Source organism: Litoribacillus peritrichatus (genome assembly GCF_039537985.1).
GTDB classification, from domain to species: Bacteria; Pseudomonadota; Gammaproteobacteria; order Pseudomonadales; family Litoribrevibacteraceae; genus Litoribacillus; species Litoribacillus peritrichatus.
The window spans coordinates 865,559-880,479 of the sequence record NZ_BAABBN010000004.1; the positions used below are offsets into that span (position 1 = coordinate 865,559).

A 14,921-nucleotide genomic window follows, 5' to 3' on the forward strand; every position below is an offset into this window, starting at 1 on the left:
TGTTGAGCTGCAATCCTGAGCTTCTGTTTTTATTTTTATTGATGAAGCCGAATCGTCTGTTTTTGTTGTTCTTACTAAATAGATTGCTATTGCTGTGCCATATTTAAAAAGTTCATATAAAACATATGGTTAATTATTTTTGGGCGGCGTTGTTACCTCAATAATATTCGGGTTTGTTACCTGTGTTCCATAATTTGAATGGTCTGTTGTGTTACTTGGTAACGTATTTTGGTAACACTTGGTTCCATTAATTGAAACAAAGCGCTTTGAGTGCTGTTTTTCGTTGAGTACGGTTTTTGCTGAGTTCAGTTGAGCCAAAGGAGTTTTTGGTGGATGTTCGTAGTTTAAGGTATTTCATGGCGGTCTATCAGGCACAGAGTATCAGTGCCGCTGCCAAACAATGTTTTGTCGCGCAGCCTTCTATTTCATCGGCAATTCAACAACTGGAGGATCAGTTGGAAACCCAGTTGTTTGTTCGCCATCCTAAAGGAGTTGCGCCCACAGAAGCGGCAGACAAACTCTTTCCTTTGGCAAAGCAACTATCGAATGATCTGAATGCCATTGGCAATTTATTTAAGACAACGCCTGTAAAAATTCCTTTTCGATTGGGCTTAATCCGCTCGCTGGGCGCTGATCGTATGGGGCAACTGCTGAAAGAGTTTGTCGCCGAGGTTGATGGTATGGATCTTACTTTGGTGCAGCCGGATGAGCAGTGTGATGCGCGAATTATTACCACCAATTATCTTCAGCCTCAAGAGCACTTTATTCCGCTCTGGCAAGATCATTATTTATTGGCCGTACCGGAAACCCATCCCCTTGGTTTGAAAAGCCAGCTTATGGTGGAAGACTTGGCTAACGTTCCGTTTATTCATCGCTCGCCTTGTGAAGCGTTGGACTCGTTAAATTATGTCTTGGGTCGGGAACAGATTGCATTGGACGTGCGTGCTCGTATTCAAACTTTGGAATATGCGCTGGCGCTGACCAGTGCCGGTGTCGGTTGTGCATTAACGCCAGGTATTCCTAAGTTACTGGAGCATGAGGGCATTCGTTTTATTCCGTTAACCGACATTGATTTAAGCCGCACAATTGGACTGGCTTACAATAAAGAGAAGGAGCTAAATGACGCTTTATCTTCATTGATTAATTTGTGTGAAAGCAAAGCCGCTTTGAATTAACCGCTCTTGTTTAGTGGTTGCGTTTAATGAGTTTTATTAACTTATCGCCTTTAATAAAGGCGATATTTTAGTCAGGGTTTCCTGATATTCAGACTCAGCTTCTGAGTCGGCAACGATGCCTCCGCCGCCCCAGGCATGAATTTTATTGCCGTCGCGCACCAGGGTTCGGATAGTGATGCTGCTGTCCATTCGGCCATGCCGGCTGATGTAGATGACGGACCCACAGTAAATGGATCTGTGGTGTGGCTCCAGTTCATCAATGATTTCCATGGCTCGGATTTTGGGTGCACCGGTAATGGAGCCACCCGGGAAACTGTGGCCTAACAGTGAGGTTGCTGTTTCGTTTTGATCTAACGTGCCGGTTACGGTACTCACCAGGTGGTGTACATTTGGGTAGCTTTCAATGTCGAACAACTTAGGCACTTTGACACTGAACGGGGCGCAAACACGGCTGAGGTCATTGCGAAGCAAATCGACAATCATCAGGTTTTCAGCTCTGTCCTTGGTGCTGTTCAGCAGTTCTTCGCTGAGTGCTTGATCGTTTGCTGGGTTGTGCCCTCTAGGCCGGGTTCCTTTGATCGGTTTGGTCGTGACTTGGTTGTTTTCAAGCTCAACAAACCGTTCCGGAGAATGGCTGAGAACATCCCATTGTCCGAGTTGGAAGTAGGCTGAGAAGGGGGTAGGGATTTTGTTTGCGATTTTTTCAAAGGCCAGCAATGAATCGCCTTTACACTCAGCACTGAAGCGTTGTGCAAAATTTACCTGATAGCAGTCTCCGGCATAAATGTATTCTTTTAGACGCCTGAAGCGTTCTGAGTATTCATTCTGAGTGAGGTTGCTGGCAAAAGGGCTAGTTAAAGAAAATGTTTCCAGCTCAGTGTTTGCCTGAGTATTAAACAGATTCAACAGTTCCGAATCGGAGTAGTTCGAAAGTGTTTCGTCATTGACTATCCAGCTTATGTTTTCTCTATGGTCTGTGATCAGAGCCCAACCAAAAATTCCAAACCAGGCTGGGGGTAAGCTGATGTCTTGCTCTGTGGAACAAGGCAGTGTTTCCAGTTGCTGGCCGAAATCGTAATTCATGAAGCCAATCGCACCGCCGATGAAGGGTAATTCCTCAGACACTGGGTCGAGACTTAACGCGTCCAATGCGTCATTCAGTTTTTGCAGTAAGGCGTTGCCGGATAATCCCGGATTTTTTTGATCCGGTGTTGAAGCAATGATTTCAGCCGGGTTAGCCGTTAGGATGTCGAAACGACCCATCAAATCTGCATATTTGCCGTGACCACTTTCCAGCATCACAGGGTAGGGCAGATGCTTGATGCATTTGAATGCTTCAATGCTGTTCGGTTGATAGGCGATGGCAAAGACACTGAGGGCCTGGGACATAGTTAAAACTCACTGCATAAGAGGTGTCGCCATTCTACTGATTTATTTCATTTTTAACAGAATGGACGCTCTTAGATTAGTAATTTATTGACTCAAGGCCAGAAATTAATAGTTGAAGCGGGATAAGTGAATAGGTATGAGAATGAAAGGTTCTTTGTGACGTTTAATTTTTTATCGTAGGATGTTCAAAATCTTATGGCCCTTTATGACATCATCAGTAAGACAACCAGCGGTGACCCTCATTACAGATCATATTAATGTTTCTATTGCTCAACAAACGCTGACTTTGGTGAAAGACGGCAAGGCCATTCACACCTATTCTGTGTCCACAGCAAAAAACGGGGCCGGAGAGTTGAATGGTTCAGGTAAGACACCGAGAGGGCGGCACATCATTCGAGCCAAAATCGGTGGAGATCGGCCGCAAAACGCTGTTTTTATTGGGCGACGTTTTACTGGTGAAGTTTACTCGCCTGAGCTTGCAAAGACTTTCCCCAACAGGGATTGGATTTTATCCCGAATTTTATGGTTATCGGGTACTGAGGTCGGAAAAAACCGCTTGGGGCATGTGGATAGTATGCGCCGTTATATCTACATTCATGGAACACCGGATTCTGAGCCCATGGGTGAGCCTTTATCTCATGGTTGTATACGGATGAGAAATGAAGATGTGATGTCGTTATTTGAATTGGTGCCTGTAGGGTGTTCGGTTGATATTCAAGAGTAGTTAAGCAAAGGCGTTTTTTTAACACGTTAATTTTTAAGGACAATCAGATGAACAGAGCCTCTGTCATTCTTGATCTAAGAGGAACCGAAGTCGCTGATGATGAAGTGGCTTTGTTACAGCATCCATCGACAGCTGGTGTGATTTTATTCTCGCGCAATTATCAATCGAAAGATCAACTGTGCCGACTTTGCGATCAAATCAAGACGTTCAATTCTGAGCTGCTGATTACGGTGGATCATGAAGGTGGCCGGGTGCAGCGTTTTCGTGAAGGTTTTACCCGCGTTCCGGCCATGGGCAAGATCGGCGAATATTACTTATCACACCAACGTCATGCCATGCGGCTGGCGGAGTTGTCGGGGTTTGTGCTGGCGGCAGAGTTGCGTTTGTGTGGGGTAGACCTGACTTATGCGCCAGTGCTGGATTTGAATGTAGGCATGAATGAGGTGATCGGTGATCGCTCTTTTTCAGACCGACCTGACATAGTTGCCGATTTGGCGGTTTGTGTTTTGAATGGGTTGGAACATGCGGGTATGAAAGGGGTGGGTAAACACTTTCCTGGTCATGGCCATGTGAGTGCTGATTCTCATTTGGCGTTGCCGCACGACAGCCGCAGTTTTGAAGAGATTGAAATTAAAGATTTATTCCCGTTCCGGTTACTGATTGAGTCTGGCTTGCAAGGGGTGATGCCGGCGCATGTGATTTATGATCAAGTGGATGCAGATCATCCGGCAGGTTTTTCGACTTTTTGGTTGCAGGAGGTACTCCGCAATCAGTTAGGGTTTGAAGGCGTAGTGTTCAGTGATGACCTGAGCATGCAGGGTGCTGTGGATGCGGAACCTACTGCCTCCGGCAGGGCTTTGGCGGCCTTAAAAGCCGGGTGCAATATGCTGTTGGTGTGTAACGATCAGGCAGCGGCTCAAGAAGTGCTGACGTCTTTAGATCAGCATCAAATTTCGCCAAGCAATTTATTGGATCAACTAACACCGTCGTTATCGGTGAATGAAATCGACGCGTCGGAATTGAAACAGGCACAAGACGCCATTCGTCATTTTACAGGGCAGTGATTGAGATGCGCATAGGTAACAGTCTCTCTGGTCGATTAAGTTGCTGGTTGATTGTTTTGATCGGCCTGATTTTCAGCGTGACCGCTGTCTTAGATTATTCGATCTCGAAAGACCATGTACTTGAAGAAGCCCGGTTAAAAATTCGGGAAGAAGTCAAAGATGCCATTTATGAGGTGGAGACGCTGCTGGTTGGGGTTCAGAAAACCACCGATCAGTTGGGGATCGTATTGGGTTACAGCGCGGTCACTCCTCAATTGGCTACTCGTTTATTGGACGATCTGGTTGAAGGCAACCGGGATGTTATCGGTGCAGCCATTGCGCTTGACCCTGCTTTTGTCGGCAATGAAAAAGGGTTTGCGACTTATGTTTACCGGGACGGACAGGCTTTAAACAGGGTGGACTTGACTGATCGCAGTACTCAGGACCAAAGTGCTCAGGACAATCAAACAGCTAATAACAACGACAGTCAAAGCAGTCACGTAAAACAATATTATCAGGAAGACTGGTTCAGAATTGCTAAAGAAACCGGAAATGCGCATTGGTCGGAGCCGTATTTTGATACTTTCGGTGCGAAGCAACCGATGGTGACGTATGCCGTTCCTGTTTATCAAATGACTTCCCCCATGTTGTTCGAAGATCAAAACAAACAGTTTATTGGTGTGGTGACGGGGGATATTGCCCTTTCAACCTTGAAGGCGTATTTGGATCAGGTCAACGTGGGCGACTCAGGGTTTGTGATGCTGGCCAGCCGACAAGGAAAGCTGATCAGCTTTCCTGATGATAGCTTTGTTATGAAGTCGCTGAAAGATATGTACCCTGAAACTGATACCTCCGGCGCATGGCAAACGCTTTACCGGGCTTTTCTGAGTGGTGAACAGGGGGTCTACCGAGGGCAGTGCTATCAAAGTGACGAACGTTGCATTATTGGTTATTCGCCATTGGCTGTTACAGGTTGGCCAATGGCGGTCATCATTCCTGAAGAGGAATTTATTCGGCCGATTTTAATGTATCTTTTTAAAGTCATTGGGCTGGGTGTTTTTACCTTGATTTTGGTGCTGATTGCCATTCGCTGGGTAACTCGCTCAGTAATGGCGCCATTGGTGGATTTATCCCGTTTGGTGGGACGGATCGGAGAAGGGGATTTAACAACCGTTCTTCCTCAGAGCACACACAAAGACGAAGTTGCTCGTTTGATTGATGCAACCTCCAATATGCAGAATCATCTGAAACAGTACATTCGGGACTTGGCCGATGAGACGGCGCTATCCAACCGTTTACAAGGTGAGATGGATGCTGCAACCCGGATTCAAATGGCCATGCTTCCCGGTGAAGGCGAGCTGTTTTGTGAGTCTCGGTATTATCAGTTATACGCCCGGTTGGAACCGGCCAAGTCCGTTGGTGGCGACCTGTACTTTTGCCATCAACTTGATGAGCAAAGAAGTTATTTTGTCATTGGCGATGTGTCGGATAAAGGCGTTCCGGCCGCGCTGTTTATGGCCAAAACCATGACAATCTTAACCCAGTTGGTACACAAAGGTACTTCGCCAGAAATTCTCTTGGATGAACTTAATAATGTGTTGGTTCAGAACAACGATGCCTGCATGTTCGTAACCTTGTGGTGCGGAATTCTTGATCATGCCACTTTGCGACTTGAATATGCCAGTGGTGGCCATATGGCCCCTTTGTTCATAAAGGGCGATACCGAACTCTCAGTCGTAACTGTGTTTGATCAAGAAAACGGCATGGCATTGGGGTTGATGGAGGACATGGACTTCCCTTTAAATCATCGTACGCTTGATGCGGGTGACCTTATATTTTTATACACAGATGGTATTGATGAAGCGCAAAACCCGTCTCGTGAGTTTTTTGGTATGGACAGAATGAAATCTGTATTAGCAGAATTACCTCAAAGGGATGCTCAAAATGCGGGTAAAGCCATGTATCAATCGGTAAAGTCATTTGCCGAAGATGCCCTTCAGTCTGACGATATTACCATCATGGCAATTCAGCTTCCTGCGCGTCAACCGGTATCAAATCCGTTTCTTATCTTGCCCGTTTCGGGTGAATCTTTAAGTGTGGTTGAACGTTGTGATTTTAGTGTGTCAATGAACGCTGTTCGTGTGCTATTTGAATTTCTTGAACGGTATTGGGCAGAACACCAAATCACTGAATCGGTCGCGTTTGATATTAAGCTTGCCGCTGAAGAGCTGCTATCGAATGCGGTGAAGTATGCACTCCTTCAGGATTCGGACAAAATTCAGATGATCATAGGCCATACGACGGATCAGTTATTCGTTGAATTTGTCGATCAGGGGAAGGCATTTAACCCGTTGGAAGAAGCAAGTTGTGTTGAGCTTGGGATGAATGCCGAAGATTGTGCCATCGGTGGACTGGGTGTGTTTTTGGTGAAGGAAGTGACGGATCATCAAGCGTACTTACGCGAAGGGAACCAAAACCGTATCTGCTTTTCTAAGTTTATAGTTTAGCGCGGGGGCACAAGTGGTTAACGGATATGTGCTATACCTAAGGCGTGCACCTTTTTGAGTACTTGAGGCTAATATGTCATCTTCTGCAAATACGCCATTTGTGACTAAGACCGTTCCTTCTGCGGTCGATCGAACTGATCGCGCTGTCGTTATTCACTTGGCCTTGTCGCTGTTTGTTTTTGCAGTTTATGGTGTTCAGGTATGCCCTTTACTTGAATCCTTAACCTTGACGGAATTGCTGCTGCCGGTGCTTACCGTATTGGTTTTTATCTTTTTGACTCACAATCGATTAGCCCCTTCATTTGACCTTCGTTCAGATTCGGAAGCCATTCAGACGGGGCAATACTGGCGCATGACTTTTGGCTTATTTGTCGCAGCGGCGGTGATGCTGACACTCTTTAATTGGTGGGCATATTCGGCCCCGTTGGAAAGCGGGCTAAAGGTCATTCTGGGATTGATGACATTGGGTTTTTTTGTGGCAACGGATTTAGCGCTTCAGTATGAAAAAAAGCAAGCGTCTATTTTGAATATTGAGCAGCGTCGGTTAAAGCCTGCTAAGAGCTTTATGCCATTAACTCGTAAATTTTCTTTGTTTGCGTTTGCGAATACGTTGTTCATTGCGGGTATTCTGTTTTTGGTGATTAACAAAGACTTGCACTGGCTGACGGACACAAGCACCAACCTTTCCTTGCAAGAAGCTCAGCGCATTATTTTGCTTGAAGTCGGTTTTGTGGTGGCGGTCATGCTGGCGTACACATTGAAGGTGATTTCTTCGTTTTCACATAATTTGTCTTATTTCTTTCAAAATGAAAACGATACATTACAACGCGTTGCGGAAGGGGATTTGACTGTCAGGGCATCGGTAGCAAGTCATGATGAGTTTGGCCATATGGCGCATAACACCAATCTGATGATTGATGACCTGGAGCGCTTCACGCATGAAGTCAAACAAACCCGTGATGTCGCCATACTGGGCTTGTCATCGTTGGCTGAGGCACGTGATAATGAAACGGGAGCGCATATTTTACGCACTCAGTATTATGTCAAAGCTCTCACGGAACACCTTAAACAACTTCCTAAATTCAAAGACTATTTGGATGACCAAACCATTGAGCTGCTTCATAAATCGGCGCCTTTGCACGACATCGGTAAGGTCGGCATTCCTGATGCGATTTTACTGAAACCGGGTAAGTTAACGGACGAAGAGTTCGAAATTATGAAGCAGCACCCAACGATTGGCGCCCAGGCGCTGTCGATTGCAGAGGATCAGTTGGGAAGTAACTCTTTTTTGCGATTTGCCCGGGAGATTTCAGAAACGCATCATGAAAAGTGGGATGGCAGTGGCTACCCGAAGGGCTTGGCTGGTGAAGCCATTCCTTTGTCTGGTAGGCTGATGGCTCTGGCCGATGTGTATGATGCGCTGATTTCCAAGCGGGTGTATAAGCCTGCCTTTTCGCATGAAAAAGCCAAAGAAATATTACTGGAAGGCAAAGGCAGCCACTTTGACCCGGATGTGGTGGACGCGTTTGTGGCGTGTGAGCAAGAATTTATTCATATCGCAAAAACCTACTCAGACAAGTCGGAATAGTTGTTCACCTGGTTTGTGTTTTCTTTGAAGTACTCATCTTTTCCCTGGATTACTATCTGGATCGCTCCCTGGACTGCTCTCTGGCAGTTAGCCCTGCTCTTAGGGTAGTATGCCCGTTCTGTTGATAATCATGGACGAAGGTATGGGAAAGGAAAACAGTATGGGAAATGAAAAAAGCTTGTCTACTGTGGTCAAGAAAGTAAAAAACGCAGACCACTCAGAACTCACAAGTTCAGCCTTCTGGATTGGCCATTCTTTAATGGTACTGGCCACCATCTTTGGTGTGTATTTGGCCGCTCAAGCGGGTTTGAAACAAGCCATTATTTTTGATGATGTCAGCACCAAACAAAGTAATTATTTTCTAAGGCATTCACTGTATGAAGAGCTTAGTGACAATGTTGCTATTTTGCGGACTTACAACGAAACGGCGTTAAGCAAAGGCATGTCTAAAACCATGCTCAAGATGAAAAACCCGAATCTGAACACCTATGTTTGGGAAACCATGAAGTACTCTCCAGCCACGCTGGAAACGCCCAGCTATTTTCTCTCTGAAACTCGACGGTTTTATACTCAGGTGAATGACATTATTCGTAAAGGAGAAGAGAAACAATACGGCCCCAGCCATGCTTCAAAACTGATGACCGAAACCCTGGATCGAATGGAAAAAGTCGTTTTGCCGAAACTGGCTAAAAATTCTGAATATCTGGTACGTCAGCTCAAAGAGTTTGATGTGGATGTGGATGAAATCCAGGGGCTGAATGAATGATGGATCAAAAATATTGCCCAAAGTGCGTCAGAACACCACTGGATGCCACTGATTATCATGGCGAAGAGGTTGATGTTTGTCGTCACTGTGGCGGGCTTTGGTTCGAGAAAAATGAATTGAGCGACATGCTTTCTACGGTGGACAACGGAAATGACGAGGTTAACTTTGAAGAGCAGTTAGGTGAATGTTTAGGTGCGTCGGATCTTAACTGCCCGGACTGTGCTGAGTCGCTGCAACGATTCCATTTGCTGAAAGACTTTGAACTTGAAGTGGATGTTTGTCAGTCGTGTTCCGGTGGCTGGATTGACCATGAAGAAATCGAACAAGTTGAGCAATCACCTCGTATACGGCAAGCGCTCAGCAACATTAATGGTGGCACTTCCTGGAAAACCTGGGTATTTCAGTTTTTGTCTCAGATGCCGGTGGAGTACAACATCAAACCGCATTTAAAACCCATCGTGACCTGGTCTTTGATTGCGATGAATGTGGTGATCTTCTTGATGTATTTTGGGAATGAAAGCGCAACGATCGAGATTTTATCCCAGTTTGCTAACACACCTGCGCATATTGCTCAGGGCGAGCAACTATGGACGTTATTGACGAGTACATTTCTTCATGGAGGCATCATTCACCTGCTCGGGAACATGTATTTTCTGTATCTGATCGGCGATAACATTGAGGATGCTCTCGGACACTTCAAGTTTTTGGTGCTGTATTTGGTATGCGGTGTCCTCGCCAGTGTGATCAGTGTTTTATTCGGCCCTGACCGTGTCATTCCCAGTGTTGGCGCGAGTGGTGCCATTGCAGGGTTGTTTGGTTTGTATATCATCTGGTTTCGTCATGCCAGCCTGACGTTTATGTTCATTGTGTTCCAAAAGAAGCTGTCACCGGTTTGGTATTTTGCCATTTGGTTAGGACTCAATTTCTGGGGAATGTTTACCGGGGCTGAGGGGGTGGATTATGGCGCTCACATTGGTGGCTTCATCGTGGGGATTTTGATTGCTTTGGCGCTAAAACCTTATGTGTTGAAGCGGAACCCAATTTTAGGCATGTTGACTGACCCAGCCGCTCAGATTTCACGCTGAGTGACTGGAGGCAAAAGGGGGCTTATGTGAAATAGAGCCCCTTTGTTTTCAGCTAATATCAAGTAGAGAAGGATTCCGCCAGTCGTTTAAGATTAGAAACCAGCAGAGCCTGCTCTTTACTTGCGGATGAAATTTCATTTGAACCCGTCACGGTTTGTTGAGACATTTCATCAATTCTGACCACGTTTTTATTCAGTTCATCGTTAACCGTTGAATACTCTTCGCTGGCACAGGCGATTTGATGATTCATATCCCGAATCGTACTGATGGCGATGCCAATATTAATCAGTGATTTCTCAACTTGCTTGGCTTTTGACACGGTTTCATCCACTTTGCTTTTTGATGATGCAACCGATTTGTATGCATCTTCGGTGTCTTTACGGAAGGTGTTGATGATGCCTTCAATTTCGCCGACGGAATCGTGAGTACGCTGCGCTAAGGCACGAACCTCATCAGCAACTACCGCAAAGCCTCGGCCTTGTTCGCCGGCTCGGGCGGCTTCAATCGACGCATTCAGTGCCAATAGGTTGGTCTGTTCAGCCACGTTTTTAATCACGTCCAGTACGCTGGTGATGCCGATACTGCTGTCTTTCAGTTTGGAGATGATGGCCTCAACGGTTGTGATTTCATTATCCAGCAGTTCTATAGCGCCCACCGTTTGCGAAACTAAGCTGTTGCCTTCGCTTGTTTGGCTGTCTACGTTGCCTGCTGCTTCCGCCGCTCTGACGGTACTGTTGGCCACTTCTTCTGCGGTGGCCGCCATTTGATGAATGGCAGTTGCCAGTTGTGAGGTTTCTACTTGTTGTTCGGCCAGGTTGATTGTACTTTGCTGAGAGGTGGTGGCTGTTTGTTGTGCCGCAGCAGCAAGCTGAATGCTCGATTGGCTGATTTCCTGCACTATATGGGCAAAGGAACTGAGCATAGTGTTCAGGCTACGGGCAATGATGCCAAGGTCGTCATTGCTGTAGACCTGGGCGGTGGATGACAGTTTTTTATCTTGAGTTGCTTTGGTGATTACTTGGAGAATTTCTTTGACCTGAGTGTTGATGCTGGTAACGATGAGCCAAGCGATAACCAAAGCGGATGTGGCAATCAAAGTAAGTACCAGTAGCTGTGTGTTTCGGTCATTTTGAACTCGGTCAATCCGTTCGTTCAACAGCAGTGTCATTTCAGGCACTGCGTTGTTGAGCAACATGCTGGATTTGGCGATGGCGTCTGAACCTGCGTTAAAAATTTCTGAGCTGGATATCTCGATGTTGTTGGTATTCAGAATTTTCTCGTCAATTAATTTCAGAAAATAGTTCGCACTGTTTTGGCTTTGATCAAATACCGCTGAAAGGTCGTTCTCAAGTGTTGGGTGTAGGGTATTCTTAAACGCTGTGGTCAGCGCAGTTTCTGCGCTTTGCACCCGTTGCTCAATCTGAAAAGTAAAGATACTCAGTTCCTGTGCTTCTTCCCGGGACATATTTCCGGAGGCAGCAATGCCTGAAGTCATGCCGCGTGTTTTACCGAGAGCTTCCATTAGCTCTGGTAAAGTCACTGTGATCAAGTCCATCAGGTAATAAGTATCGAGGTCGGGGTCCAGCGTCAGCTGAGATTGATCTGCGATGTGAACCATTAACGCTAATACATCCTGAATCAGTTCTGTATGTGAGTTGAACGACTGGCGAGGCTCCATGACCCGCTTTCCGTTTAGTGTGTTCCAGTGACTTCTGATTTCCTGAGTCAGTTTGGCCGTTTTAAACTGTTTTCCAAATTGGCTTTCTGCAAGCTCAAGCTCTTGGAGCAGTTTGGCCATTTTGCTTTCTTCATGGCGGATTTGTGGCTCGAATGTTTTATCACCATTTAGGTAAACGGCCATCATTCCTCGGTGTTTGGCTATGGTTTGTTGGAGAGGGCTGACGAACGTCAGAAATTTCATGCCCTGGATTTCTTGTTGAGCAAAATTAATGCGGTAATTGGCCGAGTTCAGGTAAAAGAACAACAGAATGACGGTGGGAATCACCAATAACACAGTTAGGAAGGCTATTTTGGCTGACAATGGTCGGTTATTGATGAAAGCGGGTAGTTTGATCATGATTCTATCCTGAACGGTTGTCTTTTGTAGGATAACTGATGGCTTTCTCGTCTGACGTTGCTTGACGGTTCACCTGATTAAAAAACAGATTTTTGAACAGAGTGTTCAACGTTTTAAAGAATTACTGGAATATAGTCGTCCTCATAAAATTTTGCCGTGAGGAATACCTGAGTAAACTTGTAGGAATTAGTGCATTGTCTTTGTGGAATATTGATCAACTGGACAGGTTGATCTGGAAGTCTGTTGCTGACAACACGGATGTTGTTGGTATTCATGCTATTCGCTCATAGATAGAAGTGAACTTTTTTGCGAAGGTCTATTCTTAGATGTAGTGAGTGCTAAAACTTGACGTCGGTTTTAAAACTCAGATTGATAAACGGGCTTGCCAGTGAGTAATGTGGTGGCAGTAGGAGTGGGTTGTGAAATATTTTTTAATTGTGTTGGTAAGTTTTTCGTTGATGGCGTGCAGTACCTTTCGGAGTACTTCTGATTACGATGTAAAAACAGATTTTTCGAACTTGAAGACCTACGCATGGCAAACTCAAAACAAAGAAACAAAATACCCCGGAAATGATCTGGTTGATAAACGCGTTATACAGGCGGTTGACCACCAGTTGACCAAAAAAGGCATTACTGTAGAGACCGAAGAAAGTGCAGATATTCTAGTGCGCTTTTTTACCAGAACAGAACAAAAAATAGACGATGATGGTTTTCGAACCAGTATCGGTTTTGGGTCGTTTGGCAGTTCAGGGTGGGGCAGCAGTGTTTCAGTGCACTCTCCGGTTGAAACCAAAGACGTCGGTATTCTGGTGGTGGATATGGTTCAGCGCGAGACCAATAAATTGATCTGGCGTGGTACGGTCGAAGATGTCTTTCGCGAACACGGTACACCGGAAGAGCGTGCACACCGAATCCGAAAAGCGGTTGAACATATGTTAAAAGAGTTTCCGCCTAAGCCTGTCTCTGCAACAATAGATTAATTCAGTGCTGAGTTGCTGCCAGTTCGGAATCTAATGATTCAATACTCATAGAAGGGTAAAATGGGACTCTATCTGCAACAGCCTCCAGGATATTCTTTTCATGCAGTTTTCAAATACCTACCTTAATTTGGGTGAACGCTTCTATCAAAAGGTGCCGCCGACACCGGTTAAGTCACCCGAATTATTTCTGTGGAATTCTGAACTTGCTGACTCTCTGGGGTTTGATGCTTCAGAAAACGCATTACGAGCAAAGTACTTTTCCGGTAATCAGGTTGTGCCAGGCTCTTGCGCCATTGCGACCGTATATGCCGGGCATCAGTTTGGCAGCTTCAATCCACAATTGGGCGATGGCAGAGCCCACCTGCTAGGCGAGGTTGTGGATGCTGATGGTGTGAGAAAGGATGTTCAGTTGAAAGGTTCTGGGCCAAGTGCATTTTCCCGGAATGGCGACGGTCGTTGTGCTCTGGGGCCTGCTGTTCGTGAGTTCATTATGAGTGCTGCAATGAAGTCATTAGGCGTGCCGACGACCGAATGTCTGGCGGTGGTTCGGACCGGTGAAGCGGTCTATCGTCAAACTCCCCAGCCAGGGGCAGTGGTAACCCGAGTTGCTTCGAGTCACTTGCGAGTCGGAACCTTCCAGTTTTTTGCTGCTCAAGGGGATGTCGAGTCTTTAAAAGCGTTAAGTGAATTTGCTATCAATCGCCACTACTCCGATATCACCGAGCAGGGCGATCAAAGGTACATTTGCTTTTTGGATCGAGTGATAGAAAAGCAAATAGAGCTGATTGTTTCATGGATGCGCGTTGGTTTTATCCATGGCGTGATGAATACAGACAATACGGCCATTTCAGGGGAGACCATTGATTATGGTCCCTGCGCTATGATGGGCGTCTATGACCCTGAAACTGTGTTCAGTTCTATAGACAGAAATGGCCGTTATGCGTTTGGAAATCAACCGGGTATTGCCAACTGGAATATGGCTCGTTTTGCGGAATGTCTGTTGTTATTGGTTAACCATGAAGATGAGCAGATTATGGCGCAAGTGATTGCGCTTGTGAATGGGTTTGCTGAGCGTTACCGCCAGGCTTACCTGCAGATGATGGCTGGTAAGTTGGGGATATTCAATTTGTCTCCGGCGGATGAATCCTTGATCGAAGAGATCTTACAGGCCTTTTTGGAAAGAAAGTTGGATTACACCCAAGGATTTGACCTCTTGACCAAGTCTTTTACATCGGAAGCTGCAATGAAAGACATTAAAGCCTCACTGGGGACTGTGTTTGATCAATGGCTTGTGCGTGTTAACAGCCAGGTAAATATGGTCGATGCTATTGAAGCTCGTATGAGGGCTCATAATCCGGTTGTGATTCCGAGAAATCATCACCTGGAAGCGGTACTTCAGGCCAGTGAAGAGTCGGGCTCTTCTGATGCGGCAAATGCGTTTTTGGCCATTTTGACTCAGCCTTATCAAGAGGTGAGTGGCACCTCTGAGTATCAGGCCACCTCAGAAGAGTATGACAGAAGGTATCAAACGTTTTGTGGCACATAAATTACTATAAAAAGTAAGGATATAGCGGCAGTATTGATCTA

General features: G+C 45.8%; 11 protein-coding genes. 9 read left to right on the forward strand and 2 right to left on the reverse strand.

Annotated features, from left to right (window positions below):
* Positions 1 to 329 precede the first annotated feature (329 nt).
* Positions 330 to 1,175, forward strand: a complete 846-nt coding sequence (locus tag ABD744_RS05160; protein WP_344796122.1) for a LysR family transcriptional regulator — start codon at positions 330 to 332, stop codon at positions 1,173 to 1,175.
* Between the two features lie 36 nt (positions 1,176 to 1,211).
* Here ABD744_RS05160 and pabB read toward each other — a convergent pair whose 3' ends face one another.
* Positions 1,212 to 2,564, reverse strand: coding sequence for an aminodeoxychorismate synthase component I (pabB, locus tag ABD744_RS05165; RefSeq protein WP_344796124.1), 1,353 nt, complete (start codon positions 2,562 to 2,564; stop codon positions 1,212 to 1,214).
* A gap of 241 nt (positions 2,565 to 2,805) precedes the next feature.
* On the opposite strand from pabB, the gene ABD744_RS05170 reads away from it, so the two are divergent.
* From ABD744_RS05170 to ABD744_RS05195, 6 genes are all read left to right on the forward strand, one after another.
* Positions 2,806 to 3,288, forward strand: coding sequence for a L,D-transpeptidase family protein (locus ABD744_RS05170; RefSeq protein ID WP_344797713.1), 483 nt, complete (start codon positions 2,806 to 2,808; stop codon positions 3,286 to 3,288).
* Positions 3,289 to 3,335: 47 nt separating this feature from the next.
* Entirely contained in the window at positions 3,336 to 4,352 is a 1,017-nt protein-coding gene (gene nagZ / locus ABD744_RS05175) for a beta-N-acetylhexosaminidase (protein WP_344796126.1), read from the forward strand.
* Between the two features lie 5 nt (positions 4,353 to 4,357).
* The gene (locus ABD744_RS05180; protein WP_344796128.1) at positions 4,358 to 6,838 is read left to right on the forward strand and encodes a SpoIIE family protein phosphatase; all 2,481 of its coding nucleotides are present in this window, start codon (positions 4,358 to 4,360) and stop codon (positions 6,836 to 6,838) included.
* Between the two features lie 73 nt (positions 6,839 to 6,911).
* On the forward strand, positions 6,912 to 8,426 hold the full coding sequence (locus ABD744_RS05185) for an HD-GYP domain-containing protein (RefSeq protein WP_344796130.1): 1,515 nt from the start codon (positions 6,912 to 6,914) through the stop codon (positions 8,424 to 8,426).
* A gap of 160 nt (positions 8,427 to 8,586) precedes the next feature.
* A complete protein-coding gene (locus tag ABD744_RS05190; protein WP_344796132.1) occupies positions 8,587 to 9,192 on the forward strand; it encodes a hypothetical protein in 606 nt (201 codons plus the stop codon).
* Positions 9,189 to 10,277 carry a rhomboid family intramembrane serine protease gene (locus tag ABD744_RS05195; RefSeq protein ID WP_344796134.1) on the forward strand — a complete coding sequence of 363 codons (1,089 nt, stop codon included), beginning with the start codon at positions 9,189 to 9,191 and terminating at the stop codon, positions 10,275 to 10,277. Before ABD744_RS05190 ends, ABD744_RS05195 begins: the two co-directional genes overlap by 4 nt.
* A gap of 58 nt (positions 10,278 to 10,335) precedes the next feature.
* Here ABD744_RS05195 and ABD744_RS05200 read toward each other — a convergent pair whose 3' ends face one another.
* Positions 10,336 to 12,354, reverse strand: coding sequence for a methyl-accepting chemotaxis protein (locus tag ABD744_RS05200; RefSeq protein ID WP_344796136.1), 2,019 nt, complete (start codon positions 12,352 to 12,354; stop codon positions 10,336 to 10,338).
* 419 nt (positions 12,355 to 12,773) lie between these two features.
* Here ABD744_RS05200 and ABD744_RS05205 point away from each other — a divergent pair, with 419 nt between their 5' ends.
* Complete coding sequence (locus tag ABD744_RS05205) at positions 12,774 to 13,334, forward strand: DUF4136 domain-containing protein (RefSeq protein WP_344796138.1); 561 nt, start codon at positions 12,774 to 12,776, stop codon at positions 13,332 to 13,334.
* A 100-nt stretch (positions 13,335 to 13,434) separates the two neighbouring features.
* Positions 13,435 to 14,880, forward strand: coding sequence for a protein adenylyltransferase SelO (locus tag ABD744_RS05210; protein ID WP_344796140.1), 1,446 nt, complete (start codon positions 13,435 to 13,437; stop codon positions 14,878 to 14,880).
* The last annotated feature ends 41 nt before the right edge of the window (positions 14,881 to 14,921 follow it).

Bases quoted from the DNA above. Each gene is read 5' to 3' on its own strand.
- pabB (WP_344796124.1), bottom strand. From the start codon at position 2,564: ATGTCCCAGGCCCTCAGTGTCTTTGCCATCGCCTATCAACCGAACAGC.
- nagZ (WP_344796126.1), top strand. From the start codon at position 3,336: ATGAACAGAGCCTCTGTCATTCTTGATCTAAGAGGAACCGAAGTCGCT.
- ABD744_RS05180 (WP_344796128.1), top strand. From the start codon at position 4,358: ATGCGCATAGGTAACAGTCTCTCTGGTCGATTAAGTTGCTGGTTGATT.
- ABD744_RS05185 (WP_344796130.1), top strand. From the start codon at position 6,912: ATGTCATCTTCTGCAAATACGCCATTTGTGACTAAGACCGTTCCTTCT.
- ABD744_RS05190 (WP_344796132.1), top strand. From the start codon at position 8,587: ATGGGAAATGAAAAAAGCTTGTCTACTGTGGTCAAGAAAGTAAAAAAC.
- ABD744_RS05195 (WP_344796134.1), top strand. From the start codon at position 9,189: ATGATGGATCAAAAATATTGCCCAAAGTGCGTCAGAACACCACTGGAT.
- ABD744_RS05200 (WP_344796136.1), bottom strand. From the start codon at position 12,354: ATGATCAAACTACCCGCTTTCATCAATAACCGACCATTGTCAGCCAAA.
- ABD744_RS05210 (WP_344796140.1), top strand. From the start codon at position 13,435: ATGCAGTTTTCAAATACCTACCTTAATTTGGGTGAACGCTTCTATCAA.